This is a genomic window from Streptomyces sp. NPDC029152 (assembly GCF_055564355.1).
In genome coordinates, this window is record NZ_JBVHWR010000012.1 from 251,341 (window position 1) to 278,061 (window position 26,721).

General features: G+C 74.2%; 29 protein-coding genes. 18 read left to right on the forward strand and 11 right to left on the reverse strand.

What is annotated here, in order from left to right; translation table 11 throughout:
• Positions 1-20: 20 nt before the first annotated feature.
• From ACZ4V6_RS25430 to ACZ4V6_RS25460, 7 genes are all read left to right on the forward strand, one after another.
• Positions 21-1,286: an RsbRD N-terminal domain-containing protein gene (locus tag ACZ4V6_RS25430; protein WP_467831501.1), complete on the forward strand. Its 1,266-nt coding sequence runs from the start codon at positions 21-23 to the stop codon at positions 1,284-1,286.
• A 413-nt stretch (positions 1,287-1,699) separates the two neighbouring features.
• Positions 1,700-2,482, forward strand: a complete 783-nt coding sequence (locus tag ACZ4V6_RS25435) for an ABC transporter ATP-binding protein (protein ID WP_467831503.1) — start codon at positions 1,700-1,702, stop codon at positions 2,480-2,482.
• Complete coding sequence (locus ACZ4V6_RS25440; RefSeq protein WP_467831506.1) at positions 2,479-3,279, forward strand: ABC transporter ATP-binding protein; 801 nt, start codon at positions 2,479-2,481, stop codon at positions 3,277-3,279. Before ACZ4V6_RS25435 ends, ACZ4V6_RS25440 begins: the two co-directional genes overlap by 4 nt.
• Positions 3,276-4,172, forward strand: a complete 897-nt coding sequence (locus tag ACZ4V6_RS25445) for a branched-chain amino acid ABC transporter permease (protein WP_467831508.1) — start codon at positions 3,276-3,278, stop codon at positions 4,170-4,172. The genes ACZ4V6_RS25440 and ACZ4V6_RS25445 overlap by 4 nt, the downstream gene beginning before the upstream one ends.
• A complete protein-coding gene (locus tag ACZ4V6_RS25450; protein WP_467831511.1) occupies positions 4,165-5,310 on the forward strand; it encodes a branched-chain amino acid ABC transporter permease in 1,146 nt (381 codons plus the stop codon). Before ACZ4V6_RS25445 ends, ACZ4V6_RS25450 begins: the two co-directional genes overlap by 8 nt.
• Complete coding sequence (locus tag ACZ4V6_RS25455; RefSeq protein WP_467831514.1) at positions 5,307-6,587, forward strand: ABC transporter substrate-binding protein; 1,281 nt, start codon at positions 5,307-5,309, stop codon at positions 6,585-6,587. The genes ACZ4V6_RS25450 and ACZ4V6_RS25455 overlap by 4 nt, the downstream gene beginning before the upstream one ends.
• Positions 6,588-6,732: 145 nt before the next feature.
• Positions 6,733-7,551 carry an SAM-dependent methyltransferase gene (locus ACZ4V6_RS25460; protein WP_467831516.1) on the forward strand — a complete coding sequence of 273 codons (819 nt, stop codon included), beginning with the start codon at positions 6,733-6,735 and terminating at the stop codon, positions 7,549-7,551.
• Positions 7,552-7,641: 90 nt separating this feature from the next.
• On the opposite strand, the gene ACZ4V6_RS25465 is transcribed toward ACZ4V6_RS25460, so the two are convergent.
• Together ACZ4V6_RS25465 and ACZ4V6_RS25470 are read right to left on the reverse strand one after the other, a co-directional pair.
• Positions 7,642-8,562, reverse strand: a complete 921-nt coding sequence (locus tag ACZ4V6_RS25465) for a helix-turn-helix domain-containing protein (RefSeq protein WP_467831597.1) — start codon at positions 8,560-8,562, stop codon at positions 7,642-7,644.
• A 141-nt stretch (positions 8,563-8,703) separates the two neighbouring features.
• A complete protein-coding gene (locus ACZ4V6_RS25470; protein WP_467831518.1) occupies positions 8,704-8,931 on the reverse strand; it encodes a DUF397 domain-containing protein in 228 nt (75 codons plus the stop codon).
• A 199-nt stretch (positions 8,932-9,130) separates the two neighbouring features.
• Here ACZ4V6_RS25470 and ACZ4V6_RS25475 point away from each other — a divergent pair, with 199 nt between their 5' ends.
• From ACZ4V6_RS25475 to ACZ4V6_RS25495, 5 genes are all read left to right on the forward strand, one after another.
• Positions 9,131-9,679 carry an ATP-binding protein gene (locus tag ACZ4V6_RS25475; RefSeq protein WP_467831520.1) on the forward strand — a complete coding sequence of 183 codons (549 nt, stop codon included), beginning with the start codon at positions 9,131-9,133 and terminating at the stop codon, positions 9,677-9,679.
• Positions 9,680-9,707: 28 nt separating this feature from the next.
• Positions 9,708-10,253 (forward strand): hypothetical protein, encoded by a 546-nt coding sequence (locus tag ACZ4V6_RS25480; RefSeq protein WP_467831523.1) that lies wholly within the window; start codon positions 9,708-9,710, stop codon positions 10,251-10,253.
• A 160-nt stretch (positions 10,254-10,413) separates the two neighbouring features.
• Positions 10,414-12,183, forward strand: a complete 1,770-nt coding sequence (locus ACZ4V6_RS25485; protein WP_467831526.1) for an ABC transporter ATP-binding protein — start codon at positions 10,414-10,416, stop codon at positions 12,181-12,183.
• A 167-nt stretch (positions 12,184-12,350) separates the two neighbouring features.
• A complete protein-coding gene (locus ACZ4V6_RS25490) occupies positions 12,351-12,614 on the forward strand; it encodes a DUF5133 domain-containing protein (protein WP_467831528.1) in 264 nt (87 codons plus the stop codon).
• Positions 12,615-12,854: 240 nt separating this feature from the next.
• Positions 12,855-13,100, forward strand: coding sequence for a hypothetical protein (locus tag ACZ4V6_RS25495; RefSeq protein WP_467831531.1), 246 nt, complete (start codon positions 12,855-12,857; stop codon positions 13,098-13,100).
• A gap of 7 nt (positions 13,101-13,107) precedes the next feature.
• Here ACZ4V6_RS25495 and tgmB read toward each other — a convergent pair whose 3' ends face one another.
• The 3 genes from tgmB to ACZ4V6_RS25510 form a co-directional block, all read right to left on the reverse strand.
• Positions 13,108-14,091, reverse strand: a complete 984-nt coding sequence (gene tgmB / locus ACZ4V6_RS25500; RefSeq protein ID WP_467831533.1) for an ATP-grasp ribosomal peptide maturase — start codon at positions 14,089-14,091, stop codon at positions 13,108-13,110.
• Positions 14,092-14,107: 16 nt separating this feature from the next.
• Positions 14,108-14,299, reverse strand: coding sequence for a putative ATP-grasp-modified RiPP (gene tgmA / locus ACZ4V6_RS25505; protein ID WP_467831536.1), 192 nt, complete (start codon positions 14,297-14,299; stop codon positions 14,108-14,110).
• Positions 14,300-14,418: 119 nt separating this feature from the next.
• Complete coding sequence (locus ACZ4V6_RS25510) at positions 14,419-14,724, reverse strand: YkvA family protein (protein WP_467831539.1); 306 nt, start codon at positions 14,722-14,724, stop codon at positions 14,419-14,421.
• 206 nt (positions 14,725-14,930) lie between these two features.
• Here ACZ4V6_RS25510 and ACZ4V6_RS25515 point away from each other — a divergent pair, with 206 nt between their 5' ends.
• Positions 14,931-16,337 (forward strand): hypothetical protein, encoded by a 1,407-nt coding sequence (locus ACZ4V6_RS25515; protein ID WP_467831541.1) that lies wholly within the window; start codon positions 14,931-14,933, stop codon positions 16,335-16,337.
• A 60-nt stretch (positions 16,338-16,397) separates the two neighbouring features.
• On the opposite strand, the gene ACZ4V6_RS25520 is transcribed toward ACZ4V6_RS25515, so the two are convergent.
• The 4 genes from ACZ4V6_RS25520 to ACZ4V6_RS25535 form a co-directional block, all read right to left on the reverse strand.
• The gene (locus ACZ4V6_RS25520) at positions 16,398-18,527 is read right to left on the reverse strand and encodes a xanthine dehydrogenase family protein molybdopterin-binding subunit (protein WP_467831544.1); all 2,130 of its coding nucleotides are present in this window, start codon (positions 18,525-18,527) and stop codon (positions 16,398-16,400) included.
• 31 nt (positions 18,528-18,558) lie between these two features.
• Entirely contained in the window at positions 18,559-19,551 is a 993-nt protein-coding gene (locus ACZ4V6_RS25525) for an FAD binding domain-containing protein (protein ID WP_467831547.1), read from the reverse strand.
• A complete protein-coding gene (locus tag ACZ4V6_RS25530) occupies positions 19,548-20,114 on the reverse strand; it encodes a (2Fe-2S)-binding protein (protein ID WP_467831550.1) in 567 nt (188 codons plus the stop codon). Before ACZ4V6_RS25530 ends, ACZ4V6_RS25525 begins: the two co-directional genes overlap by 4 nt.
• A gap of 198 nt (positions 20,115-20,312) precedes the next feature.
• Positions 20,313-21,530, reverse strand: a complete 1,218-nt coding sequence (locus tag ACZ4V6_RS25535; RefSeq protein WP_467831552.1) for a hypothetical protein — start codon at positions 21,528-21,530, stop codon at positions 20,313-20,315.
• A gap of 195 nt (positions 21,531-21,725) precedes the next feature.
• Between ACZ4V6_RS25535 and ACZ4V6_RS25540 the strand changes: the two genes are divergently transcribed.
• On the forward strand, positions 21,726-22,520 hold the full coding sequence (locus ACZ4V6_RS25540; RefSeq protein WP_467831555.1) for an SDR family NAD(P)-dependent oxidoreductase: 795 nt from the start codon (positions 21,726-21,728) through the stop codon (positions 22,518-22,520).
• A 40-nt stretch (positions 22,521-22,560) separates the two neighbouring features.
• On the opposite strand, the gene ACZ4V6_RS25545 is transcribed toward ACZ4V6_RS25540, so the two are convergent.
• Both ACZ4V6_RS25545 and ACZ4V6_RS25550 read right to left on the reverse strand, forming a co-directional pair.
• Positions 22,561-22,896, reverse strand: a complete 336-nt coding sequence (locus tag ACZ4V6_RS25545; protein WP_467831558.1) for a hypothetical protein — start codon at positions 22,894-22,896, stop codon at positions 22,561-22,563.
• Between the two features lie 38 nt (positions 22,897-22,934).
• The gene (locus tag ACZ4V6_RS25550; protein WP_467831561.1) at positions 22,935-24,002 is read right to left on the reverse strand and encodes a YihY/virulence factor BrkB family protein; all 1,068 of its coding nucleotides are present in this window, start codon (positions 24,000-24,002) and stop codon (positions 22,935-22,937) included.
• 384 nt (positions 24,003-24,386) lie between these two features.
• On the opposite strand from ACZ4V6_RS25550, the gene ACZ4V6_RS25555 reads away from it, so the two are divergent.
• From ACZ4V6_RS25555 to ACZ4V6_RS25570, 4 genes are read left to right on the forward strand one after another with little or no spacing between them, the layout of a single operon-like run.
• Positions 24,387-24,785, forward strand: coding sequence for a hypothetical protein (locus ACZ4V6_RS25555; RefSeq protein WP_467831563.1), 399 nt, complete (start codon positions 24,387-24,389; stop codon positions 24,783-24,785).
• Positions 24,782-25,567 (forward strand): hypothetical protein, encoded by a 786-nt coding sequence (locus ACZ4V6_RS25560; RefSeq protein ID WP_467831566.1) that lies wholly within the window; start codon positions 24,782-24,784, stop codon positions 25,565-25,567. The genes ACZ4V6_RS25555 and ACZ4V6_RS25560 overlap by 4 nt, the downstream gene beginning before the upstream one ends.
• A 41-nt stretch (positions 25,568-25,608) precedes the next feature.
• Positions 25,609-26,139 (forward strand): roadblock/LC7 domain-containing protein, encoded by a 531-nt coding sequence (locus tag ACZ4V6_RS25565; protein WP_467831568.1) that lies wholly within the window; start codon positions 25,609-25,611, stop codon positions 26,137-26,139.
• A 44-nt stretch (positions 26,140-26,183) separates the two neighbouring features.
• Positions 26,184-26,558, forward strand: coding sequence for a roadblock/LC7 domain-containing protein (locus ACZ4V6_RS25570; RefSeq protein ID WP_467831571.1), 375 nt, complete (start codon positions 26,184-26,186; stop codon positions 26,556-26,558).
• The last annotated feature ends 163 nt before the right edge of the window (positions 26,559-26,721 follow it).

Consider the following 26,721-nt stretch of genomic DNA (forward strand, 5'->3'; position numbering starts at 1 on the left):
CTGGCCTGGGGAGGACCGCGATGCAACACGCCGTACGGTCACGAGCAGCGATCCGCACCGCCGGACTGACGCCCGTTCCGCGCCCGCGGACACCGAGCGTCGCCTCGCTCATGGACGCCGACGCCCTGCGGGTCCTGCACCGGGCGGCCCGCGGGCTGCTCGACGACCTGCCGGGGCTGACCGACCGGCTGGTGGCGCTGCTGCGGGAGCTGGAACCGGCGTACCGCGCCGCCCTGGCGAAGGACCCCACCGCGACCTGGCAGGAGGCGCACCGCTCGCTGCGGCACAGCGTGACCTCGCTGCTCGACCCGAGGGGCGCCCGGGACGCGGCCCGCCGCTGCTCCTGGCGGATCGGCACCACCCGCGCCGAACAGGGGCTGCCGCTGGACGCCCTGCTGCACGCCTTCCGCCTCGGCGGGTCCCTGGTGTGGCAGCGGCTGGTGGAGGAGACCTCCCGCACCGCGCCCGAGGACGTCCGGCTGCTGGTGCACGTGGCCGCCGACGTGTGGAACTTCGTCGACGAGCACTGCACGCTCGTCGCGGACGCCTACCGGCAGACCGAGTGGCAGCTGAGCCGCCGCCGGGAGAACCGGGCCCGGCTGCTGGCGGCCGGCCTGCTGGACGGCACCAGCCGCATCGCCGACCTGCCGGAGGCGGCGCAGGCGCTGGATCTGCCGGAGCAGGGCCGGTACGTCGTCGTCGCCGTCACCGGCGTGAACCACGCCCGCTCGGCCGCCCGCGCCGCCGTCGTGCCGGACGGCACCCGCGTCCACTGGCACACCGGGGCCGAGGTGGACCACGGCATCGTGCTGCTCGGTCCCGGGGACGACGAGCTGCCGGCACCGGGGGACACCGCCCCCGGCCCGCGGATCGGCATCGGCAGCCCCGTCGAAGGGCTGGCCGCCGTCGGCGAGGCGCGCGGGTACGCCGACACCGCCCTGCGCATCTGTCCCGAGGACGGCGGCGTCGTCCGGCTGGCCGACCACCTCCCCGCCGCCCTGGTCGCGACCGGCCCCGACCTCGGCCGGACCCTCGCCGACAGGGTGCTCGGCCCGCTGCTGCGGCTGGAGCCCGCCGACCGGGACGTCCTGCTGGCCACCCTGACGACGTGGCTCGACTGCGACGGCTCGGCGCAGCGGGCCGGCGAACGCCTCTACTGCCACCGCAACACCGTCCTCAACCGCCTGCGCCGCTGCGAACAACTGACCGGCCGCTCCCTGGCCCGCCCGGCCGACCTCGTGGAGATCACCCTCGCCCTCACCGCCCACCGCCTCCTCCCCACCTGACCCGCCCACGGGCAGTCGTGCCGCGTCGCGCCCCTCGTCCCAGCCGCGGGCAGTCGTGCCTCCCCCCGTGCCTGAACAGCCTGGGAGGTACCCCAGGGCGGCACGGGTGGGCGGTGGGGGTCCCCCCGATCGAGCGAGGCCGAGAGCGGGGGAGGCACCCCGGCAGCGCCGGGCTTCGCGACCCACCCCCGCCCAGCCCTCACGCCGGTCACCCCACCCGCGCCGGGCCGCATCCGCACCCCTCCGCCCGGCCCCGCCCCCCGGGTGGGCATCCGCACAGACTCCCCGCCCCCCGACTGGGACGCCGCAGCGACCCGTCCCGTACCCCCTGTACGCACCCCGCCCCCCGTGCTGTGGTGAGCGCCCCTTCCCCCGTCACCGTGCCCCTCCCGGCACGGTCCTCAGGAGCCGCGATGCCCGCAGCACCACCGGACGGTGAGCCCGCCCTGCACGTCGAGCACCTCGACGTGACGTACGGGCGCGCCCTGTCCGCTCTCCGTTCCGTGTCCCTGACCGTCCCGCACGGCGGCGTCGTCGCGCTGCTCGGTGCCAACGGCGCCGGCAAGACGACCCTGCTGCGCGCGGTCTCGGGCACCCTGCGCCTGCACCGCGGCGCGATCACGGCCGGCCGGGTCCGCTACGGCGACACGGCCCTCGACGGCCGCGACCCGGTCGCCGCCGTCCGCGCCGGCGTCGTGCAGGTGCCCGAGGGCAGGCGGGTGTTCGCCGGGCTCACCGTCGACGAGAACCTGCGGGCCGGCGGCCTCGGCCTCTCCCGGCGCGCCCCGGCCCAGGTCCGCGAGGCCCGGGACCGCGTCTTCGCCCTCTTCCCGCGCCTGGCTGAACGCACCCGCCAGGCCGCGGGCCTGCTGTCCGGCGGCGAGCAGCAGATGCTGGCCATCGGACGCGCCCTGATGGCGGCGCCCCGCCTGCTCCTCCTCGACGAACCCTCCCTCGGGCTCGCCCCGCTCATGGTGGACCGGATCGCCGAGGTGGTCCGCGAGATCAACACCCAGGGCACCGCCGTCCTCCTGGTCGAGCAGAACGCCGGCATGGCGCTCTCCCTCGCCGGCCACGCCCACGTCCTGGAGGTCGGCGAGATCCGCCTGTCCGGCCCCGCCGCCGAACTCGCGCGGACCGATGCCGTACGCCGCCTCTACCTGGGCGAGGCCGCCGACGACCAGGGGGCCGCGTGACCACCCGTACCACCGCGCCCCCCGCCCTCGAGGTCCGTGACGTGACCGTGCGCTTCGCCGGCCTCACCGCCCTCGACGGCGTCTCCTTCACGGTCGCCCCGGGCACCGTGCACGCCGTCATCGGACCCAACGGCGCCGGCAAGTCCACCTGCTTCAACGTCCTGTCGGGCCTGTACCGGCCCGCCGCCGGCACCGTACGGCTCGGCGACGCCGAACTGACCCGGCTCGCCCCGCACCGGATCGCCGCCCTCGGCGTGGCCCGCACCTTCCAGAACATCGTCACCACCCAGGGCACCGTCGCCGACAACCTGATGCTCGGCCGCCACGCCCTGTCCCGCGCCGGCTTCGCCGCCAGCGCCCTGCGCCTGCCGCGCGCCGTGCGCGAACAGCGCGAACACCTCGCCAAGGCCCGCGAGATCGCCGAACTCACCGGTATCGGGTCCCACTTCGACTCACCCGTCGCCCTGCTCCCCTACGGCGACCGCAAGCGGGTCGAACTCGCCCGCGCCCTCTGCCTGGAGCCCCGTGTGCTGTTGCTCGACGAACCCGTGGCCGGCATGAACGCCGCCGAACGCGTCCGCATGACCGAGGTCGTCCGGGAGGTCCGCGCCGAACTCGGCCTGTCCGTCGTCCTGGTGGAGCACGACATGGGTCTGGTCATGCGGCTCGCCGACGACGTCACCGTCCTCGACTTCGGCAGGGCCATCGCCCACGGCACCCCGGACGAGGTCCGCCGCGACCCCGAGGTGCTGCGCGCCTACCTGGGCACCGGCACCACCGGGGAGGACGCGGCATGAGCGGCTTCCTCGACAACCTCCTGAACGGTCTCGCCCTCGGCTCGGTCTACGCCCTGATCGCGCTCGGCTTCGTCACCATCTTCAAGGCCTCCGGCGTCCTCAACTTCGCCCACGGCTCCCTGCTGCTGCTCGGCGGCTACCTGGTCGCCGTCCTCCACGACGACCTCGGCTTCGCCGGCGCGCTGGCCCTCGCGGTCGTCGTCACGGCCGCCGTGGCCGGCGCGCTCGACCGGCTGCTCCTCCAGCGCGGGGAGCAGGACGCCCACGGCGCCCATGTGCAGACCATCGTGACCATCGGCATCGACATCGTCCTGGTCACCGACCTGGCCCGGCGCATCGGAGGCGACCTGCTGCCCCTCGGCGACCCCTGGGGCGACGCGGTGACCGACCTGGGGCCGGTGACCGTCGCCGACAGCCGCGTCGCCGCGATCCTGGTGTCCGCCGTGGCCATCGGAGGCGCCTTCGCCCTCTTCCGGTTCACCCCCTGGGGCCTCGCCCTGCGCGCGGCGGCCGAGGACGCCGAGGCCGCCGCCCTCATGGGCGTACGGCTGACCCGGATCCGCACCGTCGCCTGGTGCCTGGCCGGCGGCCTCGCCGCGCTCGCCGCGGTCTTCCTCGTCGCCTTCCCGGCGCCGGGCCTGGAGCGCACCACGGGCCAGATCGCCCTGAAGGCCTTCCCGGCCGCCATCCTCGGCGGCATGGCCTCTCCGGTCGGTGCCCTGGTCGGCAGCATGCTGATCGGCCTCACCGAGGCGTTCGTCGCCGGCTACCAGTCCGACCTGCACCTCCTCGGCGAGGGCTTCGGCGACGTCGCCCCGTACGCGGTGATGGTGCTGGTCCTCCTGGTCCGCCCGGCAGGACTGTTCGCGGCGAAGGGAGCGGCCCGTGTCTGACCTCCGCAAGACGAACGGCCTCCTCAGGCGCGGTCCGCTGCTCCTGACCGCCCTTCTCCTGTGCGTCCTGCCCTTCTACCTGGACGCCTTCTGGCTGCGCATCGGCCTGTTCTCGATGGCCGCGGCCATCGGCGCCGTGGGACTCGGCCTGCTCAGCGGCACCGCCGGACAGCTCTCCCTCGGGCACGCCTTCTTCCTCGCCGTCGGCGCCTACGGCTACGTGTGGCTGGCGGGCGAGCCCGGACCGGGGCTGCCGCCGGCGCTCGCCGCGGTCCTCGCGGTCCTGCTCGCCGGGGCCGCGGGCGGACTGTTCAGTCCCGTCGCCGGCCGGGTGAAGGGCATCTACCTGGGCGTGGCCACCCTCGCCCTCGTCTTCCTCGGCCACCACGTCCTGCTCACCGCGGACTCCGTCACCGGCGGCTTCAACGGGCGCTCGGTGCCGCCGCTGGAGCTCGGCGGGTTCGCGTTCGCCGAGTCCGACCCGGAACTGACGGTCCTGGGAGTGCCGTTCGGCTCCGAGGAACGGCTCTGGTACCTGGGCCTCGCCCTGTTCGCCGTCACCTGGTTCACCGCGCGCGGGCTGCTGCGCGGACGCCCCGGGCGCGCCCTGGTGGCGCTGCGCGACAGCGAGACGGCGGCGTCCGTGATGGGCGTCCACGTGGCGGGGTACCGCTCGGCGGCGTTCGTCGTCTCCTCGATGTACGCGGGCCTCGCCGGCGTGCTGCTGGCGCTCTCCTTCCGCCGCGTCGTGCCCGACTACTTCTCCCTCGCCCTGTCCGTCGACTACCTCGCCATGATCGTCATCGGCGGTCTGGGATCCGTCGCCGGGGCCACCGCCGGGGCCGTCTTCGTCACCGCGCTGCCCCTGCTGATGACGCGCTACGCCGACCAGCTGCCCCTGGTCGCGACCCCCGGCTCGGGCGACGGTTCGATCGGCCCCACCGAGGCCGCCCGCTACCTCTACGGCGCGGCGATCGTCGTGATCCTCCTCCACGCCCCCGACGGCCTCCACGGCCTGGCCCGCCGCACCCGCGCCCGCCTGCGCCGCCGGCCCCCGGTCACCGGCCCTCCCGACACCGGGGCCACGCCCCGGACCACCCCCGCCACCACCGCACGAGCCAAGGAGCACACCCCGTGAACGTCACGCACCCCAGGCCCCGCGCCACCCGGACCGCCGCGCTGGCCGCGGCCCTGGCCGCCGTGCTGCTCGCGGGCACCGCCTGCAGCTCCAAGGCGGACGGCAAGAGCACCGGCGACGGCGCCGACGGCGTCAAGGCCGGTCCCGGAGTCAGCGACAAGGCCATCAGGCTCGGTGCCCTGACCGACCTCACCGGCCCCTACGCCACCCTCGGCAAGAGCATCGTGCAGGCCCAGCAGATGTGGGCCGACGAGACCAACGCCGCGGGCGGCATCTGCGGGCGCAAGGTGGAGATCGTCGTCAAGGACCACGGCTACGACGTGCAGAAGGCGGTCACCGCCTACGCCGACATCTCCCCGGACGTCGTCGCCCTGCCCCAAGTCATCGGCTCGCCGGTGGTCGCCGCCCTGCTCGACGACATCGAACGCGACCACGTGCTGACCTTCCCGCAGGCCTGGGCCGCCTCCCTGCTCGGCAAGGACTCCGTCCAGGTCCTCGGCACCACCTACGACCTCGACATGATCGCCGCCGTCGACTTCCTGACCCGCACCGAGAAGGTCGCCGAGGGCGACGCCATCGGTCACGTCTACTTCGAGGGCGACTACGGCGCCAACGCGCTGGAGGGCTCGACGTGGGCCGCCGAGAAGGCCGGGATGAAGGTGGTCGGCCAGAAGATCAAGGCCACCGACACCGATCTGTCCGCACAGGTGTCGGCGCTGAGCAAGGCGGGGGTGAAGGCCGTCCTGATCAGCGCCGGCCCCGCCCAGACCGCCTCCCTCGCCGGCGTGGCGGCCTCCAAGGGCCTGACGGTGCCGATCGTCAGCAGCGCGCCGGGGTACGCCCCGCAGCTGATGAAGACGCCCGCGGCCAAGGCGCTGGAGGCCATGGTGCACGTGGTCAGCGCGGCACCGGCCGTCAGCTCGGACCTGCCGGGCGTCCGGAAGATGGTCGCCTCCTACGCGAAGAAGTACCCGGGCTCACCGGCCGACTCGGGTGTGCTCTCCGGGTACAACGCCGCCCAGCTGATCGGCGCCGACCTGAAGAAGGCCTGTGAGGGCGGCAGCCTCACCCGCGAGGCCGTGGTCAAGGCGCACCGTTCGCAGCACGACGCCGACACCGGCCTCGGCACCCCGCAGAACTTCACGGACGTCTCCGTGCCCGCCAGCCGCTCCACCTACGTGCTGAAGCCCGACGCCGAGGCCGTCGGCGGCCTGGTCGGCGTGGAGGAGGCCCACCAGGCTCCCGGCGTCGACGCGTACCTGGCCGCACGCGGCTGACGGAGGCGAGGGGCCGCCGACCAGCCTGGTGAAAGCCTCCTTGGCGGCCCCTCGGCCCGACCCCTGGTTCGCCTGACCAGCGGGTCCCTAGGATGTACTCTCTGTCATGCCAATGCAGTTGGCGCGGTACGGAGCTGGGGGAACGATGCAAGCCGACAAGCAGCTGTCCACGGAGATCGACGCCAACGTGCCAACGGCCGCACGTATGTACGACTACTACCTGGGCGGCAAGGACAACTACGCGGCCGACCGGGCGGCGGTCGAACAGCTCGACAAGGTCGTTCCCAGCACGCGCCGGCTGGCCCTGAACAACCGCCGTTTCCTGCAGCGCGTCGTCAGGGTCCTCGCGCAGGACTACGGCATCCGGCAGTTCCTCGACCACGGGTCCGGCCTGCCCACGCAGGACAACGTGCACCAGGTCGCGCAGAGCGTCGCCCCCGAGTCGCGGGTCGTCTACGTCGACAACGACCCGATGGTGCTGGTCCACGGCCGGGCGCTGCTCGACCAGAACGACCGCACCGCGGTCATACACGCCGACATGCGCTCGACCGAGGAGATCCTCTCCCATCCGGAGACGCAGCGCCTGATCGACTTCTCGCAGCCGGTGGCGGTGCTGTTCAACTCGGTCTTCCACTGCATCCCGGACAGCGAGACCGACGGGCCGACGGCCGTGGTCCGTCGCGTGACCGAGCGGCTCGTGCCCGGCAGCTACGCCGTGATGTGCCAGCTGGTCAGCGAGGACGCCGAGGTGCGGAAGTTCGTCACGGAGTTCATGAACGAGACGACGCAGGGACACTGGGGCCGCGTCCGCGAGCCCAAGGACGTCGAGGCATGGTTCGAGGGCATGGACATCCTGGAGCCGGGCCTGGTGGAGGTCTCCACCTGGCGCCCGGACAGCGAGGTGGTCCCCCGTCAGCTCACCGACGAGTGGATCGAGTTCGGCGGCCTGGGCCGCATACGCTAGCCGGCACGGAACACCGGGCCGTGCGCGACGGCGGGAACGCGGCGCACGGCCCTCCCGCCGGACACCGTCACCGCGCTCGCCCTCGTCCGCTCACCTCGCGGCGTAACGCCCCGCCACCGTCTCGCGGAGCATCTCCAGGGACTCGCGCGGGGTCAGCGCCTCGTCGGCCAGGCGGTCCAGGGCGACCCGGTACTCCTCGGTCTCGTCGCGGTCCTCGAGGAAGTTGGCGCTCCTGATGTGCTCCAGGTAGACCACGTCGGGCAGGTCGCTGCCGCCGAAGCGCAGATACGTCACCGGGATCGCGGGCGCCGACGCGTTGGTCACGTCCAACGGCACGATCTGCAGCGTCACATGGGGCCGCCCGGCCATCGTGACGAGGTGTTCGAGCTGTTCCCGCATGACGTCGCGGCCGCCCAGCACACGGAGCAGCACCGACTCGTCGATGATCGCCCACAGCTGCGGCGCGTCCGCGCGGTGCAGCAACTCGGCCCGGCGCATCCGCAGTTCGATCCGCCGCTGCACCTCGGTGGCCGGGGCGTTCGGCAGGCCGCGTTCGACGACGGCACGGGTGTACTCCGCGGTCTGGAGCAGTCCGGGAACGTACTGGATCTCGAAGGTGCGGATGGTCGCCGCAGCTTCCTGGAGGCCGACCAGGCGGTCGAACCACTCGGGCATCAGGCGCTTGTCGTACCGCTGCCACCAGCCCGGCTCGCCCGCGCGCTGCAACAGCTTCAGCAGCACCGACGTCTCGTAGGGGTCGGTGCCGTAGAGCTTCAGCAGCGCGCGGACGTCGCTCTCCGTCGGGGGCCTGCGCCCCTTGCCCGACTCCATGCGCGACAGCTTCGCCGGGCTGAACCCCAGCTCCCGCGCCGCCTGCTCCTGGGACAGGCCGGCGTCCTCGCGGTAGCCCGCCAGCTGCACGCCGACGAGCATCTTCAGCAGAGTGGGAGCCGGCTCGGTCCGGTCCAGATAGGGTTCGAGACGGGAGATGCGGGGCGACGCGGCGGACATCCTGGCTCCCAGCAGACCGGCAGACTTGATGAACACACTATCCCACCCGTCCGGTCCTCGCGGCTCGGGCGCGCGGGAATCGGGTAGGAGGCCTCCGCTTCGCTGTCGGCGTGCGCTGCGGCGGCCGCCGCCCGCCCGCCGTCACAGAAGGTGGTCGAACTCGCCGTCCTTCGCGCCGGCGAGGAAGGCGGCGACCTCCGCGGAGGTGTAGACGAGCGCGGGGCCGTCCGGGTCGCGGGAGTTGCGCATCGCGATGCCCCCGTCCACGAGGGCGACCTCGACGCAGTTGCCCTCGGCGTTGCTGTGCCGGCTCTTCTTCCAGCGGGCGTCCAGCGAACTGGCGCGCACTCCGTTCCGCACTGGGGGCACCGCGGTCTCCTTGTCGTCCGGGAGCGGGCCGCGTCATGTCGGACCTCACGCGCTCCCGCCCGATTTTTTCTGCGCAATTTCTCGTGCAATTGCACGCGATCGCTTTCTGCGTGGATAATAGCCGTGGCGTCAACCCCTGGGCGGGCGCCCCCTATTGACGTCGCATCAGGGAGATGCCGTGTCGTCACCTGCGCACTTAATGATCCGGTCGTCCGGCGGGCCCGTGCCGGAGACGGACGCGGCGAGCCGGTCCGGCGGGCTCCCGCACACGGCACGAGCGGCCGCCCGCCCCGCCGAACGGCCGTCCCCCGCCGGCCACGCGGCACCGTCCGTCCCTCCCGCGTCCGCGGTGCTGCGCATCGCCTGCAGCGGGGAGGGCTTCGCCCGTGCCCGGGTGTTCACCCGGGACACGCTGCGCCGGTGGTCCCTCGACCACCGCGGTGACGACGCGGTCCTCGTGGTCACCGAACTCGCCGCCAACGCCGTGGCGCACGCGGTGCCGCCGGCCGCGGCGGGCCGGCCGGAGATCGGGCTGGCGCTCGGTCTGGCCCCCGGCCGTCTGACGCTGAGCGTCTCCGACCCCGGGAGCGGCGCGCCCGTACGCACCTCACCCGACGACCGCGGCCTGCGTGAGCACGGACGCGGTCTGTGCATCGTCGACGCCCTGGCGGAGGAGTGGGGCTGGACCCCGAGACCTCCGGCGGGCAAGACCGTCTGGGCCACGTTGCGGGCCCATCCCCTCACCTGACCCGACTGCCGCGGAAGGGCCCCACACCATGCGCAGCGCTCCGACACCTCAGCCGCTCGCCCGGCACACCGACCGTCACGCGTCGTCGGCCGGCCCGCTCCGTACCGCGCCCCTCGCCGGTCTGGACCAGGTGCCCTGGGGCGAGATCCAGGACTCCACCGGCCCGGCCGCGGCCATCCCCCGCCTGCTCGACCAGGTCGCCCGGGGCGACGCCGAGACCGCCCGGGCCGCCCTAGCCGATCTCCGGAAACGGATCTGCCAGTACGGCTTCGTGGTCGAACAGGCCACCGCCGCGACCGTGCCCTTCCTCTGGGAGCTGGCCCAGTGGCCCCAGGTGAACTGCCGGGCGCAGATCATCCAGTTGCTCAAGAACATCGCCGACGCCCGGCAGTGGGAGACCACCGCGGCCGCCTACCCCAAGCTCCTCAACCACCGGGAGAACCCGGTGGCGTGGGAGCGTGCCGCACGCCAGGCCGTACGAGCCCGGCGGGGCGAGCTGGAGCGGCTGATGGCGGAGGGCGACAGCGAGATCGCGCGGGCCACCACCGAACTGGCCCGCACGCTCGGAGACTGAGACCCGCGCCCTCCACGGGGGAGAAGGCGCGGGTCTCCCTTCCGGTACACGGCCATCCCGACGTGCGGAACGGTGTGGCGCGGTCCCGGCCGAAGGGGTAGGAAAGCGCGAGGCGAGAAAGCGCTTGCCCTTCCCCTCGGTCACCAGGAGGACCACGCCGATGGCGTCGTCGTTGGACATGCCGCTCGACCACCGTTACCGGGGCGAGCACCCGATACGCACGCTCTTCTACCTGCTGCGAGCCGACCGCCGCCGACTGGCCGGGGCGGTCGCCGTGTTCACCGTCAAGCACAGCCCCGTCTGGCTGCTGCCCCTCATCACCGCGTCCATCATCGACACCGTCGTCCAGCACCGGCCGATCGGCACGCTGTGGACCAGCACCGGGATCATCATGTTCATCCTGGTGGTCAACTACCCGCTGCACCTGCTGTACGTCCGCCTCCTGTACGGCAGCGTCCGCCGCATGGGCACCACGCTGCGCTCCGCCCTGTGCACGCGCATGCAGCAGCTCTCCATCGGCTACCACTCGCGCGTCAGCGCCGGCGTCCTGCAGGCCAAGGTCGTGCGGGACGTGGAGACCGTGGAACAGATGGTGCAGCAGACCGCCGAGACCGGCCTCGGCGCGCTCACCGTCCTCACCGGCGGCCTCGTCATCATCGCCGTCCGCACACCGGAGTTCCTTCCGGTCTTCCTCGTCGTCGTGCCCGCCGCCTCCCTCCTCGTCGCCCGCCTGCGCGCCCGGCTGCGCGCCCACAACGAGCACTTCCGGCACGAGGTGGAGACCCTCTCCTCCCGCGTCACGGAGATGACCCGGCTGATCCCGGTCACCCGCGCCCACGGGCTGGAGCGCAAGGCGCTGCGCCGCATGGACGGCACCCTGGACCGGCTGCTCACCTCCGGCATGCGCCTGGACCTGGTCAACGGCCGCTTCGGCTCGCTGTCCTGGGTCGTGCTCAACGTCGTCGGCGTCCTGGTCCTCGCGGGTGCGGCGCTGGTCTCGTACTACGACGTGTGGGGCGTCAGCGCCGGCGACGTCGTCATGCTCAGCGCCTTCCTGACCACGCTGACCAACTCCACGACGACGCTGGCGGGACTGGCCCCGGTCATCACCAAGGGCCTGGAGTCCGTCCGTTCGGTCGGTGAGGTGCTCCAGGCGCCCGAACTGGAGGACAACGAGGGCAAGACGGAGCTCGCCTCCCTGCGCGGGGCCGTCACCTTCGAGAACGTCGGCCACGTCTACGAGGGCGACGGGCGGCCCGCCGTACGCGACTTCACCCTCGCGGTCGAACCCGGCGAGACCGTCGCGCTGGTCGGCGCGTCGGGCGCGGGCAAGTCCACCGTGCTCAACCTGGTGATCGGCTTCCTGCGCCCCACCAGCGGCCGGCTGCTGCTCGACGGCGCCGACATGAACACCCTGGACCTGCGCACCTACCGGCGCTTCGTCTCGGTGGTGCCGCAGGAGTCGATCCTCTTCGACGGCACGATCCGGGAGAACGTCGCCTACGGCATGGACGACGCCGACGAGGAGACGGTGCGCGCGGCACTGCGCGACGCCAACGCGCTGGAGTTCGTCGAGAGGCTGCCGCAGGGCCTGGACACCCTGGTCGGGGAGCACGGCGCCCGGCTGTCCGGCGGGCAGCGCCAGCGCCTGGCCATCGCGCGGGCCCTGATCCGCGACCCCAAGGTGCTCGTCCTGGACGAGGCCACCTCCGCCCTGGACACCCGCTCGGAGGCTCTCGTCCAGCAGGCTCTCGCCCGGCTGCTCGACGGACGCACCACCTTCGTCGTGGCGCACCGGCTGTCCACCGTGCGGGGCGCGGACCGGATCGTGGTGATGGGGGAGGGCCGCATCCTGGAGACCGGCACCCACGAGGAACTCCTGCGCGGGGGAGGGGCCTACGCGGCCCTGCACAGCGGTCAGGTCGCCTGACCGCCACTTTGGAGTTCTGTACCTTTTCCACCCCGTTGTCGACGTGCCGGGGCATCGACCGGACACGAAACGAAGGAATTCCGTCAACTGCGGGCGAGGGTGGTCATGGAGTGAATGTTTCGTCAGGGTTCGGGCATACGCAGCGAAAATCGAGAGAGGGGCGCTTCGTGCTCGAACCGGACCCGAAGGTCGTCAGGGAGTTGCTGACGCGGTACGCGTCGCTGCGGATCGCTCAGGCGGAGAGGGAGCGGCCGGCAACGGCGCGCGAACTGGCGGACGTCAGCTACACGCTGTGCGTGATGATGGGGACGACCGGCATCCACGAGGCGGTGGCCAAGGCGGACGCGCTGCTGCTCGCCAAGGGGCGGACACCGGACGCCGTCCGGACGGCGGAACCGGACGGGGAGAGCGGACTGTCGCTGGCCGTGTGACACCGCCGTGCACGGGGCCCGTCCCGCGGGGCCGTCAGATCCCGCGGGGCGGGCCCCACCGCATGACCGGCCGGGACGACGGGCGGCCCCGTCCCCGGCGTCCCCGGCGGGAGACCGGTGACGGCGGCCCGGGCCCCCGTCGCCTCCTCGGAGGAAAGCGCACCACCGGTCGTCCGGACGCCTAGACTGCACAGTCGCGCCTCCGTGCGGGGGCGGACGAAACGAAAGGCGCGTTGACGGGTGTTCCAGGATTCCCCCATCTACGACCGACTCGTCGCCGAATGCGGTGACGTCCCCACGCAGGTGCGCCGGGAGGCCGAGCGAGTGAACAGGGAACTGGAGGTCGTCATGCGCCCCCTGCGCTCGCCCGGTCACCTGCCCGGCGCGGAGCGCACCCCGTCCCCGGGCGCCGGCTGGCAGCGCACCCCGTCCCCGGGCGCCGGCTGGCAGCGCACCGCGCTGCTGCCCGGCCCGCGCCCGCACTGACGGGGGCTCACCCCACGACCGCCGGATCCGCGCCGTCCACCGCCTCCGGCTCCGCACCGCCCGGACGGGCCAGCCACTCGGCGATGGCGCGGGCGATCGGCTGGCCCGTGTCCACCTCGACGAAGCCGAACTGCCCCGACTGGTTGCACTCCAGGAACCACCAGGTGCCGTCCCCGTCCTCGGCGAAGTCGAAGGCCCCGTACGCCAGGCGCGCCCCGCGCATGTAGGCCGACACGGCCTCGGCGACGCGCTGCGGCACCTCGGCCGGCCGCCACGGCTCACCGGACGAGGAGAAGCGGACGTCCACCTCCGCGTCCCGGTCGGCGAGGACCGTCCTGCGGGCGGCGAGCAGCCGGTCGCCGACGACGGTGAGACGGACGTCGGCGCGCTTGGCGACCCGGCGTTGCAACAGCGTCGGGCCGTGGGCGACGGCGGAGAAGTCCGCACCGGGCGGGACCCTGCTGGTCGGCACCGCCAGTGGCGGATCCTGCGGGTGCGCGCCGGAGACGGGTTTGACCACGAGATCCCGGTAGCGCTCGGCGAACTCGCGTGCCGCCCGTGGGAACGTCGTGATCAGCGTGGCCGGCACGGGCAGTCCGCACTCCTGGGCGAGACGCAGCTGCCAGGGCTTGTACCGGGCCCGGTGGGCCGCGTCGGGCTGGTTCATCCACCGCGCCCCGCAGCCGCGGAGCATGCCGTAGAGCGCCTGCGTGGACTCCTCGGTCAGCCACGCCGAGGGCTCGGCGGCCCGCGCGGCCGCACCGCCCGGCCTGCGCACCCAGACGGACCGCAGCCCGCCGATGCTCACCAGGCGGCCCCCGGACGAGAGGTGGCCGCGGAAGGAGCCGTGCGCGAACTCACCGGAGAGCGCGACGGAACGGGTCAGGTCGGCGGGGTCCAGACGGACCACCGGCACTCCCGACGCGTTCAGGTGCACGACCACCATGTCCGCGGTGACGTCCTCTTCACAGGTCAGGATCAGCACGGTCATACCGGGCGGTCCGCGTTCAGTCGTCGAAGTGGGTCTTCGACCCCGCCGTGGAGGTCGTGGTCCCCAGTTCCCTCAGCAGCGCGTGGTCGCAGGCGGCCACACGTCCGTCGAGGAGCACGTTCAACTGCAGCCCGGAGTCGTAGACGTACGGAATGGTGGCCTCCAACCCCACTGCGGGCCGTGCGTAGTCGAGCGCGAACGGTTGCATCGTCTCTCCCTGGTCGGTGCTGCGCCGATCAAGCGATGGTTCCTGTGCGCCGTCGCCTGGTCCGCCGACTTCCTTCGGCTTCCAGAGACTTATACGAGTCGAACGGGTGAATGGTTTCCTCACCCAGCGTAGTCGCGGGGCGGGCCGGCGTCCCGGTCCCGCCGGCCGGGGGAGCCGCGCAGGGAGCGCAGGGCGAGGAGCAGCACGCCGATGTCGTCCAGGTACACCGGATCGGGCACGAGGTCCGCCGGCAGCACGAAGTAGAGGACGGCTCCCCAGAAGACCCACCGGGGTCCGGCGGGCAGCCCCGCTCTCCTGAGGGCCCGTCGGGTACGGACCAGCCGCACCAGGACACCGACGGCCACGCAGAGCGCGACGGCCGCGAGCGACACCGCCGCGGCGATCAGCACTGTGGTCGTGTCCATCCCGCCCCTCCTCCCGGTGCACGGCGCGTGCCCTGTCCGTCGGATTCCCGCTCGGCGCGGCGGCAAGGCTGCGCGCGGGCCCCTCATCCCCGTGCCCCGCCCGAGTGGCCACGTGCGGTGGACGCGCCTAGTAATGGCACCACACACCGCGTGTCGCATGTCGGGGACGCAGGGCGGCCGCACCTCCCATCCCACGGAGAAGATCCATGACCACCGGCTCCTCATCACCCCGTACACCCGAGTACGTCATATCCACCGTGGACCTGCCGGCCGCGGAGACGACCACGGTCACCGGCACGCACACGGTCCCGGCCGCGAGCACGCGGTCCGACGCCGGGACCGCCGCGGCCCGGCCCTCGCCCGTCCCACGCGAACCCGCCCCGTGGGAACGCGGGACCCGGGCGGCCGGCCTCCACCCGCCGGCCCCCCACGAGCAGGACCACGAGCCGGTCCCCGGACCGGACGACGAGGACCTCTTCCCCGACGAGGACCTCTTCGCCGACGAACCCGCGGGCCGTGGGACCGCCGGCCGCACGCCCCCCGGCCACGGGCCCGCCGCCCCCGGCGACGCGGCGCGGTCGTACGGCGACCCCGTCGGCGACCTGGTGCGCGCCGCCGTGGCGGGCCGGCCGCTGGAGGAGGTCGTCGACCTCATCACGATGCTGGAGCAGTCCCCCCGGTACGCGCAGGCCACGGGCGACGCGCTCCGCGCGGTGGGCGTCAGCCGGTCGGTGGAGGACGTCACCCGGCTGGCCGGCCTGCTGACCCGGCCGCCCCGCCACCCGGACAGTGCGGACGAGGCGATCCGCGCCGCGGCGGAGCACCGCTCGGTGGAGGACGTGACCCGGCTGATGGCCCTGCTCCACCGGACCCCCCTGGAGCCGCACTGCGGGCAGGAGGCCGTACGGGCCGCCGCCACCGGCCGCCCGGTGGAGGACCTGGTCGCACTGATCGGCCGGCTCGCCGAGGAGCAGCGGACGCACGCCGACCGGCCGGACCCCCTGCTCGCGCAGCCGGCCCCCGAGGACCCGTACGGAACCGAGGCGCCGGCGTCCGTCGAGGGACCGGCGGCGCCCGTCGGAGCCGGAGCCCGGGGCCGCGAACGGCGCCGGTTCCCGCGCCCGGCCCGGAGGGTCCGGACCCGCGACCGCGCGCCGCGTGACCGCGCCCCCGGGGCCCGGCGCGCCGCCCGGCGGGCGCTCTGGCCGGCCTGGCTCACCGTCGTCGCGCTCGCCGGCTGCGGCGTGGCCTACTTCCCGCTGCGCCAGGACGACACGTCCGTCCGCGGCTACGCGTTCGCGCTCGGGACGTCGGCGCTCTGCCTGGCCGTCGCCCTGCTCCTGACCGTGCGCGCCGCCGTGCCGGTGCTCGCCGTGGCGGTCGTGCTGCCGGCGGCGCTCGCGGCGGCCAAGCTCTACGGCACCGTGGCACCCTCGGTGGAGGTGGCCCGGACCGTCGACCTCACCCTCGCGCCCACCTGGACCGCCGTGGGGGCCGCCGTGCTGGCGTCACTGGTCGCGCTGACGGCCCTGTGCGTACGGGTCGCCTCGCAGGCACCCGCCGGGAGCCGCCCGGTCCGCCCGATCACCGGAGCGCGCCGCGCCGCGGACTGACCGGCCGTCCGGCCCCCGGCGGTCCGCGCCGCACGCCCGCGCGGACCGCGGGGGCGGCCGTCACACCCCCAGCATGCCCGCGGGGTGCTCGTGTTCGAGCAGTCCGGAGAGCACCCGGTCGGGGGTGAGGGGGAGTTCCCGGAAGCGGATGCCGGTGGCGTGGTGGACCGCGTTGCCGACGGCCGCCGCCGAACCGACGATGCCGATCTCGCCGATCCCCTTGCTGCCCATGGGGTTGAGGTGGGCGTCCTCCTCGTCCACCCAGTACGCCTCCACGGAGGCGACGTCGGCGTGCGCGGGCACGTGGTACGACGCCAGGTCGCGCTCGACGAAGTCGCCGAACACCGGGTCCACCGTGCTGCCCTCGGTCAGCGCCATGCCCAGCCCCATCGTCATCCCGCCGACGAACTGCGAGCGCGCCGTACGGGCGTTGAGGATGCGCCCGGCGGCGAAGACGCCCAGCATCCGCCTCACCCGCACCTCCCCGGTCACCGTGTCGACGGCGACCTCGGCGAAGTGCGCCCCGAACGCGTGCCGCGCGTACGGCGTCTCGGCGTCGGCGGTGCCGGTGGTGTCGGCCTCGGCCACGAGGCCCTCGTCGGGCAGCGGACCCACGGGACCTTCCAGCCGTGCGGCCAGCCGCGCGCACGCCTCGTGCACGGCCCAGCCCCAGGAGGCGGTGCCGGACGAGCCGCCCGCCACCGGCGCGAAGCCGAAGTCGCTGTTCGCCACCTCGATGCGGATCCGGTCCAGGGGAACGCCGAGCGCGTCGGCCCCGATCTGCGCGCACACCGTCCGGGCCCCGGTGCCGATGTCCGTGGCGTTGACCCGTACCAGGAAGCCGCCGTCGGGCAGCGCCCGGGCGGAGGCGCGGCAGGGCGCGGCCATCACCGGGTACGTGGCGGCGGCCACCCCGCTGCCCACCAGCAGGGGACCCTCGGCGCGCGCCCCCGGGCGCGGATCGCGCTCCGCCCAGCCGAACCGGCGCGCGCCCTCGCGCAGACACTCCACGAGATGCCTGCTGCTGAAGGGCCTGCCGCTGTCGGGCTCGGTCTCCGGCTCGTTGCGGATCCGCAGCTCCACCGGGTCGACGCCGAGTTCGGCGGCGAGTTCGTCCATCGCGGACTCCAGCGCGTACATGCCGGGGCACTCGCCCGGGGCGCGCATCCAGGACGGCGTGGGCACGTCCAGCGGCACCACGCGGTGCAGCGTGCGCAGGGCGGGAGCGCCGTACATGACGCGCGCGGGGACCGCCGCCTGCTCCACGAACTCCTTCACCCGCGAGGTGTACGTGGTCACCTCGTGGGAGAGCGACGTGAGCCGCCCTTCGGTGTCGGCGCCGAGGCGCAGCCGGTGCAGGGTCGACGCGCGGTGGCCGACGGCGGTGGGCAGCCGGCGGCGCGGCAGGGCGACGGTGACGGGCCGGCCGGTGTGCAGCGCCGCCATCACGGCCAGGACCACGTCGGGGCGAGGCGTGCCCTTGGACCCGAAACCGCCGCCCACGTGCTCGGCGAGGACCGTGATCCGGTCCTCGGTCAGCCCGAACAGCGCGGCGAGCTCCTTCCGCACGGCGGTGCTGCCCTGGCTGGAGGAGTGCACGGTCAGCCGCTCGCCGTCCCACACCGCGGTGCTGGCGTGCGGCTCCATCGGGTGGTTGTGCAGCGGCGGCACCTCGTACTCGACGTCCACCCGGACCGGCGAGGACGCGAAGGCGCCCTCGGCGTCGCCCTGCTCGGTGACGGCCGGGAAGCCTCCGTTGGCCGTCTCGGGGACGTAGGCCCCGGGGTGGTCGACGGTGAGCGTCACGTCGTGGCGCTCCGCCTCGTAGGTGACGCGGACGGCGGCGGCCCCCGCCCGGGCCGCCTCCGGCGTCTCGCCCACCACCAGGCCCACGAACCAGCCCCGGTGCGGCACGTGCGGGCTCTGCAGCAGGGCGAGCGTGGGGTCGTCGGGCTCGCCCAGCCGGGGCGCGTTCTCGTGCGTGAGCACCGCGAGCACGCCGGGCAGCGCGAGCGCGGGCGCCGGGTCCACGCCGGTCACCCGGCCGCGCGCGACCGCCGCCGGCACGGGCCGGGCGTGCGCGCGGCCGGGGAATTCGTACTCGGCGGCGTACCGGGCGGTGCCGGTGACCTTCTCCCGCCCCTCCCGGCGCTCGGCGGGAGCGCCCAGGACGGTCTCGGTGCCGGTCATGGAGTCCTCCTCGTGGACGTGGACGCCGGTGTCAGGTGATCGCGGGCGGCGCCAGCCGGCCCAGTACGTCCAGGGCGAGCCGGCGGGCCAGCGGCACCTTGTAGGCGTTGTCCCGCAGCGGCTCGGCCGCCTCCAGCTCCAGGTCGACGGCGTGCTCGAACGCGGCGGCCGTGGGTGCCGCGCCGAGCAGCGCCTCCTCGGCCCGCCGGGCCCGCCAGGGCCGGTGCGCGAGCGCGCCGAACGCGATGCCGACCCGGTCCACCACCCCGTCCTCCATGTGCAGCACGACGGCGACGGAGGCCAGCGCGAAGGCGTACGACGCCCGGTCCCGGGCCTTGCGGTAGGCCGACGGCAGTCCGGCCGTCGCCGCGGGCAGGACCACGCCGGTGATCAGTTCGCCGGGGCGGATCTCCGTGTCCCGCTCGGGGTGCTCGCCGGGCAGCCGGTGGAACTCGGCGGCGGACACGCTCCGGGCGCCCTCGGGGCCGTACAGCTCCACGCGCGCGTCGAGGGCGGCCAGCGCCACCGCCATGTCCGAGGGGTGGGTGGCGATGCACAGCTGCGAGTGCCCGAGCACCGCGTGGTCGCGGTGGACCCCCTCCAGCGCGCCGCAGCCGGTGCCGGGCTCACGCTTGTTGCAGGGCTTGGTCACGTCCTGGAAATAGGGGCAGCGGGTGCGCTGCAGCAGGTTGCCGCCCGTGGTCGCGGCGTTGCGCAGCTGCCCCGAGGCACCCGACAGCAGGGCCTGGGACAGGGCGGGCCAGCGGTCGCGGACGGCGGGATGGGCGGCGAGGTCGCTGTTGCGCACCATCGCGCCGGCCCGCAGCGACCCGTCGGGCAGCTCCTCCACCGCGTCCAGCGGCAGCCGCGTGACGTCGACGAGCGCGGCGGGCGTCTCGACGCCCAGCTTCATCAGGTCGACCAGGTTGGTGCCGCCGCCCAGGTAGCGGGCGCCGGGGTGGGCGGCGAACGCGTCGGTGGCCTCCTCGACGCTGCCCACCCGTACGTAGGCGAAGGGCTTCACGGGATCACGTCCTCGACCGCGTCGGCGATGCGCGGGTACGCCCCGCACCGGCACAGGTTGCCGCTCAGCCGCTCCCGGATCTCGTCCCGGTCCAGCGGCACGGGCACGCCGGAGGGTGTCGCCGGGTCGGTGACGTGGGAGGGGTGACCGGCCTGGGCCTCGGCGAGCGCGCCGACCGCCGAGCAGATCTGGCCGGGGGTGCAGTAGCCGCACTGGAAGGCGTCGCGCTCCAGGAACGCCCGCTGCAGCGGATGCAGTTCCTCGCCGTCCCCGGCGAGGCCCTCGATAGTGGTGACCTCACAGCCGTCCAGGGCGACGGCCAGCTGGAGGCAGCTGTTGACGCGCCGGCCGTCCACCAGGACCGTGCAGGCGCCGCACTGGCCGTGGTCGCAGCCCTTCTTGGCGCCCGTGAGCCCGAGGTCCTCCCGCAGGAGGTCCAGCAGGACGCGACGGTGGTCGACGGAGAGGGTGTGGGGTTTGCCGTTGACCCGCAAGGTGGTGTCCGAACGGGGCGGCTCGGACGGGCGGGAAGCGGGGGAGGCGCTCCGGTGCTGGCTGTCCATGGCGTCGGTGACCTTCCGGGACGGGCCGTGCTGCTGTGCAGACCGCGTATCCAGGCTGGGCCGCCTGACACATGGGGACGCCCCCACCGGGCCACCGCCGGGGGCGCTCGCCTCGCTCCGGACCCCCGGCCCCGCTCCGGCCGCCCGTCCCGTACGACTCGGCGCCCGCCCGTCCCGGCCGCCTCGGCCGGGACGTCGTCAGCCGCCGGCCGCGGGCCCGTCCGTCCCGCCCGGACCGCGTGCCCCGGCGGGTCCGGTCGTGCCGCCCGGCCCGCTCGTGCCCTCCGGCTCCCCGGTGTCCGGGGCCGGCCCGGGCCGGGACGTCCTGCCGGGAATCCTGAACCGCTCCAGCGTGCGGCTCAGCTGCCGCAGCGGCGAGACGGCGGGGGAGACGGACGGCGCCGGCCGGGTGGGGGCGGCGACGGCGGACTCCCGGTACGCGGCCAGCGCCTCGGCCGCGCGTTCGGCCGCCTCCCGGTACAGGTCGCGGGACCGCGTCATGGCCTCCAGCGCCTCGGCGTACATGGCCACCAGCTTGCGCTCGCGGGCCAGTTCCTCCTCCAGGGTCAGCAGCCGCCAGTCCTCCCGCAGCGCCGTGAGCGCCTCCTCGGCGCCGTCCACGAGCGGCCGGGGCAGCGCCGCGAAGGCCGTCACCGCCGCGATGAGATCGGTGGGCTCGGTGCCGTCCAGGAAGACACTGCGGACGGAGAAGTCCTGGGCGTCGTAGCCGGCGGGGGCCGGGGTGCCGGGCAGGATCACCGCGCCGCCGCGCGGCACCTGGACGCCGAAGTCCTCCAGGGCCCAGTTCACGACCCGCAGCTGCTGCGGCGCCGCGCGGTGCTCGACCACGCGGTGGCGCAGGCTCGCGGGCAGCCGCTCCGCCAGCGGCACCCGGCCGCGGTGGTCGGGGGTCATCGCCTCGTGCACGACGACGTGGATGTTCCACGCGCCGCGCCCGGCCTCCTTGATCAGCCGCCGTACGGCCTTGTCGTCGTCCGGCAGCGTGTTGATCCCGCGCAGCCGCAGGCCGGTGGCGACGTCGCGGTCCCAGGTGACGTCGGGGTCCTCGGGCCAGAACATGGTGGCGGGCGACGGCCAGGCGAGATCCCAGGCCTCCTCGGCCTCCGCGAGCAGGGTCCACTCCTGCCCGCCCGACGAGCGGGGCGCCAGCGCCAGCCGGGCGCGCACGGTGACGGCGCCGCCGGCCCTCCACCGCGCTTCGAAGACCCGTGCGCCGGGCGCGCCGCCCCCGGCCGGGTCGTCGGGCAGCTCCTGGAAGTCGTCGAGGACGTGGCTGTCCTTGAGCCGTCGCAGGGTGCGCCGGACGGTGTCCTCCGCGGCGGATCCGACGTGGCGGCCGCGAGCCGCCCACACCGTGGGCGGGACCGTGGGGCGAGCGGTGGGAGAGGTCGGCATGAGTCCATCTGTGAGGCGGGGGTACGGGCGGAAGGCCAGTATCGTCGCCGCGGGCCGTCAGGGATCACCCGGGGTCCGCCGTCCGGGCGTGCCGCTCGCCGCGCCCGGCGCGGTCTGCCGGGGCCGGAAGCGGGGCGTGGGCGAGGCTGGGCGGGAGGACGGCGGAAGACCACACGCACGACAGGGAGCGACCTGATGAACCTGGACCTCGGCGGCCGGACCGCGCTGGTGACCGGCTCCACGCAGGGGATCGGAGCGGCGATCGCCGCCCAGCTGGCCCGGGCCGGCGCCACGGTGGGCGTCAACGGACGTGACGCCGCCCGGCTGGAGGAGAGCGTCGGTGAGCTGAGGGCGGCCGTGCCCGACGGCGAGTTCGTGGCCGTCGCCGCCGACCTCGGCACCGAGGAGGGCGCGGACCGGGCCGTCCGGACGCTGCCCGACGTGGACATCCTGGTCAACAACCTCGGCATCTTCGGCGCCGTGCCCGCGCTGGAGATCAGCGACGACGAGTGGCGCCGCTACTTCGAGATCAACGTCCTCGCGGGCGTCAGGCTCACGCGCGCCCATCTCCCCCGGATGAGGGAACGGGGCTGGGGCCGGGTGCTGTACATCGCGAGCGACTCGGCCGTGGTGATCCCGGCCGAGATGATCCACTACGGGGTCTCCAAGACGGCCCTGCTCGCGGTGGGCCGCGGCTTCGCCAAGGAGGCGGCCGGCAGCGGCGTCACGGTGAACTCCGTCATCGCCGGGCCGACCCGCACCGAGGGCGTGGAGGAATTCGTGTACCAGCTGGTCGACCGTGACCTGCCCTGGGAGGAGGCGCAGCGCGTCTTCATGCGCGAGCACCGCCCGCAGTCGCTGCTCCAGCGGCTGATCGAACCCGAGGAGATCGCCAACCTCGTCGTCTACCTGAGCTCGGACCAGGCGTCCGCCACGACGGGCGCGGCGGTCCGCGTCGACGGGGGATACGTGGACTCCATCCTCCCGTAGCCCGGGAGGATGGACGGGGCGGAGGCGGCGCCCGCGGGCACTACTCCCGGTCGGTGCCGCCGCTGAGGTTCGGGCGGTCGGAACGGGGCTCGCGTCCGCCGACGATGTCGGTGACGCCTGACTCGTCGGCGGTGTCCTCGTGGCGTCGGGGTGTGCCGCGCCCGCCCGCCTGTCCGCCGCCCGTGGTGCCGTAGCCGCCCGGCACGCCGGGCACGCTGTCGGCGTCGGCCTCCTCACGGCTGATGTGCCGGGTGGCGCGCACGCCGGCGCGCCGTTCCGGATGGGGGTAGTCGAAGGGGCGGGCCGCGGCGCGCTCCTCCTCGCTCCGCTCCGTCCGGTTCCTGTCCTGGGGGTCTGGGGTCTTTCCGTCGGTCATGGCCTCCGCGTACCCGTGCGGGACCGGGCCATGTGGCGTCACTCGTCCGGGCCCGCCGCGCGCCGCCGGTCCGCCTCGTCCCAGGCGCGGGTGTCGCGCGGCTCGACGTACGGTTCCTCGTCGGGCGGGTAGCCGCCGTCGATGACGCGCTGCCGGGCCATCTCGGCGTCGAACTCCAGGCCGAGCAGGATGGCCAGGTTCGTCACCCAGAGCCAGACCAGGAAGATGATGACGCCCGCCAGGGTGCCGTACGTCTTGTTGTACGAGCCGAAGTTCGCCACGTAGAAGGCGAAGCCGGCGGAGGCCACCATCCAGATCAGCAGGGCCACCAGACTGCCCGGAGTGATCCACTTGAAGCCCCGGACCTTGGCGTTCGGAGTGGCCCAGTACAGGACCGCGATCATGATCGTGACGAGCAGGACCAGGACGGGCCACTTGGCGATCGACCACACCGTCATCGCGGTGTCGCCCATGCCGAGCGCGGTGCCCGCCTGCCGGGCGAGACTGCCCGTGAAGACGACGATGAGCGCGCTGACCACGGCGAGCACCAGCAGCACGACCGTCAGGATCACCCGCAGCGGCAGCACCTTCCACATCGGCCTGCCCTCCGGCACGTCGTAGACGGCGTTCGCCGCGCGGATGAACGCGGCCACGTAACCGGACGCCGACCAGACGGCGCCGAGCACGCCGACGACCGCCAGCACGGACCCCAGACCCGCCTTGGCCTGCAACTGCTTCACGGCGTCGGTGATGACGTCGCGCGCCGACCCGGGCGCGAGCTTCTGGATGTTGTCCAGCACCTCCCGGGTGGCGGACTGCCCGGCGATCCCCAGCAGGGAGACCAGCACCAGCAGGGCCGGGAACAGCGCCAGGATTCCGTAGTACGTCAGGGCGGCGGCGCGGTCGGTGAGTTCGTCGTCCTGGAACTCGGACATCACGCGCCGCAGCAGCGCGCCCCACGAACGCCTGGGCAGTTCGGTGGGGGAGTCGGGGGCGGCGCGCTCGGTGGAGGCACCCGGACCGTAGTCCTCGGGCGCCGTGCGGTCCGCCGTGCGGTCCGTGTCCGGCGTGGGCTTGCCGTCGTGGGAAGGGGGCTGTTCGGCCATGGTCAGCGGGTAGCCCGTCCCGCTGTCCTCACGCCTGCGCGCCCGTGAGCCCGCCCTCGGCCCCGTGCGTGCCCGTGCGCCCCGGCGCGCGCCGGGTGTGCGGTCCGCATCCGAGGAGGCGCCGCTCACTGGTGGCCGAGGACCGCTGGCGTGCGCACAAGGGTCCGCGCGGACAGACCCCGCCCGCCGTCCGCGCCGGGGCGCGGGCCTGTCCGCGCCCCTTCCCCGGCCGTTCCCCGGCCGTTCCCCGGCCGAAACACCGCAGTATGCCGCACCGCGCGCACGTTCCTCTGGAAAATGCCAAAGCGCTCACCGGAGGCGTGCACCTTCCGTAGTCTCGGCGTCACGTTCGCGGTACAGCCGTGCAGGGGGAGGGGATCCGGCGTGCCCGGAATCGACGAGAGTCTGCTGGAAGCCATGCGGCTGCCCGGCGCGCGGGGCGCTTCGCTGGTCGACTGGATCAGCGGACTCGCCCTCGGCGCGGTGGGCGAGGCGCCGGGCGGCGACCCGGAGGCGACGGCCGCGGAGACGGCCGAACTCGCCCGGCACGTCGCGGAGAGCGGATCCCTGGCACCGGGTGGCGAGGCCGCCGTGCCGGGGAAGGAACCGCCGGTCGAGGACCTGATCGTCACGACGGCGGACTCCTACCACCTGCTCAGGTTCGTCAGCACCCCCTTCGACAGCACCGTCTTCCTCCACCTCTGGCTGGACCGCAACGACGGAAACCTGGCCCTGGCCCGCATCCGGCTGGCCGAGATGGCGGACCGCCTGGTGCTCGGATGACCGCGGCGACGACGACCTGGGCCACGCACGGGACGATGTCCGGGGCGCTCGGCACCCTGGCGGCCGAGGGCGCGACCGGCGCCCTGTCGGGCGAACGCGGCATCGTCTACCTCCTGGGGGGCCGCGTCGTGCACGTGGAGTCGGCCCTCACCCCGGACCTCGGCGCGCTGCTCACCCGCAGCGGTGCCGTACCGCCGGACGGCTGGTGGGAGGCGGTCGACCGGGGCGGGGTCCACCACCGGATCGGGAACCGGCTGGTGGACAGCGGCCGGCTCGCCGCCGGCGCCCTGGAGGTCTGTCACCTGGGCGCGCTCTTCGACGCCGCGTACTTCGTCCTCGCCCACGACACGCGCCCGCACCGCTTCCGGCCCGGCGCGCTGCACTGGCTCGGTGCGGTGCGGTCCGTCCCCGTGGAGACCGTCGTCCGCGAGTCGAGACGCCGCCGCGCCCTGCTGGAGCGCATCTGGCCGGACCCCGACATCGACGTCGTGCCGCTCAGCCGTGTGCCCGGCGCCGGCACCGGCGACCTGCCGGCCCGGCGCGGCCGGGCCCTGGCCCAGGTCGACGGCGCGCGCACCGCCGCGGACATCGCCGCCTCCCTCGCCTGCCGCACGTACCACACCCTCGTCGAACTGCGCCGCCTGGCCGCCGACGGACTCGTCACTGCCGCCCCGAGCACGTCCGCACCGGCCGCCGTGGGGCGGGAGGCGTACCCGGGCGTATGGGACGACCCGGACACGGCACTGCTGCGACGGCTTCGAGACGCCCTGGAGGCCCTGTGATCCGCGCGCGCCGCCGGCGTGCCGAAAGGAGACTGCTCATCATGGCCGTCGAGAGCGACGTCCTGGACGAACTGCACCGCCTGCGCAACCGCGTGCCCCAGCTGACCGGATCGCTCGCGGCCACCGTCGACGGCCTCGTCGTGGCCCACGACGCGCCGGGCACCGAGCCCGAGGGCCTGGCCGCGCTCACCGCCGCCGCGCTCGGCGTCGCCCAGCGCACGGCCGAGGCCACCGCGCGCGGCGGCTTCCGAGAACTGCTGCTGCGCGGCGCCGACGGCTACGTCGCCACCTACGCGGCCGGCCCGGCCGCCGTGCTCACCCTGCTCGCCGACGGCCGGGTCAACGTGGGCCGGCTGCACCTGGAGGGCCGGCGCAGCGGTGCCCGCATCGGGGAACTGGTCGGCGCCCACCTCGACCACGAACGCGCCGGCGACCGTCCGGCCGCGGGCGAGCACGCCGCGACGACGCCCGCCGACCCGGCGCGGCCGATCGGCACCCTGCCGGTGCGCACCCCGCAACGGCCCGCACACCCACCGCGTCCCCAGGCCGGCGGCCACCGCCGGCCCACCTGACCCACCGTCAGGTGACCACCGATCACGTACGGGAAGGAAAACCCATGGCCAACCTGGAGACCTCGCTCAAGGAGTGCCTGAGCTCCATCGACGGAGCGACCGCCGCCGCGCTGGTCGACTACACCAGCGGCATGGCCCTCGGCACGCTGGGCGGAACCAAGGACTTCAACCTGGAGGTCGCCGCCGCCGGCAACACCGACGTCGTGCGGGCCAAGCTGCGCACGATGGAGCTGCTCGGCCTGAAGGAGGAGATCGAGGACATCCTGATCACCCTGAACAGCCAGTACCACCTGATCCGCCTGCTCAAGGGCCGCGGCGGCAACGGGCTGTTCCTCTACCTCGTGCTCGACGGAAACCGCGCCAACCTGGCGATGGCCCGCCACCAGCTGCGCCGGATCGAGGGCGAACTGGAGGTCTGACACCCCTCAGGCACGACGGCACGGCACGGCCCGGGCGCCGGTCTCCCTGAGCATGTCCTCGCGCTCGACCGAGCTCAAGCGGGCCCGGTCCCGGTACTCTCTACCGACCCTCGCCCCATTCGAAGAGGAAACGGCTGAAATTCAATTACCACCTCTCAGCCCT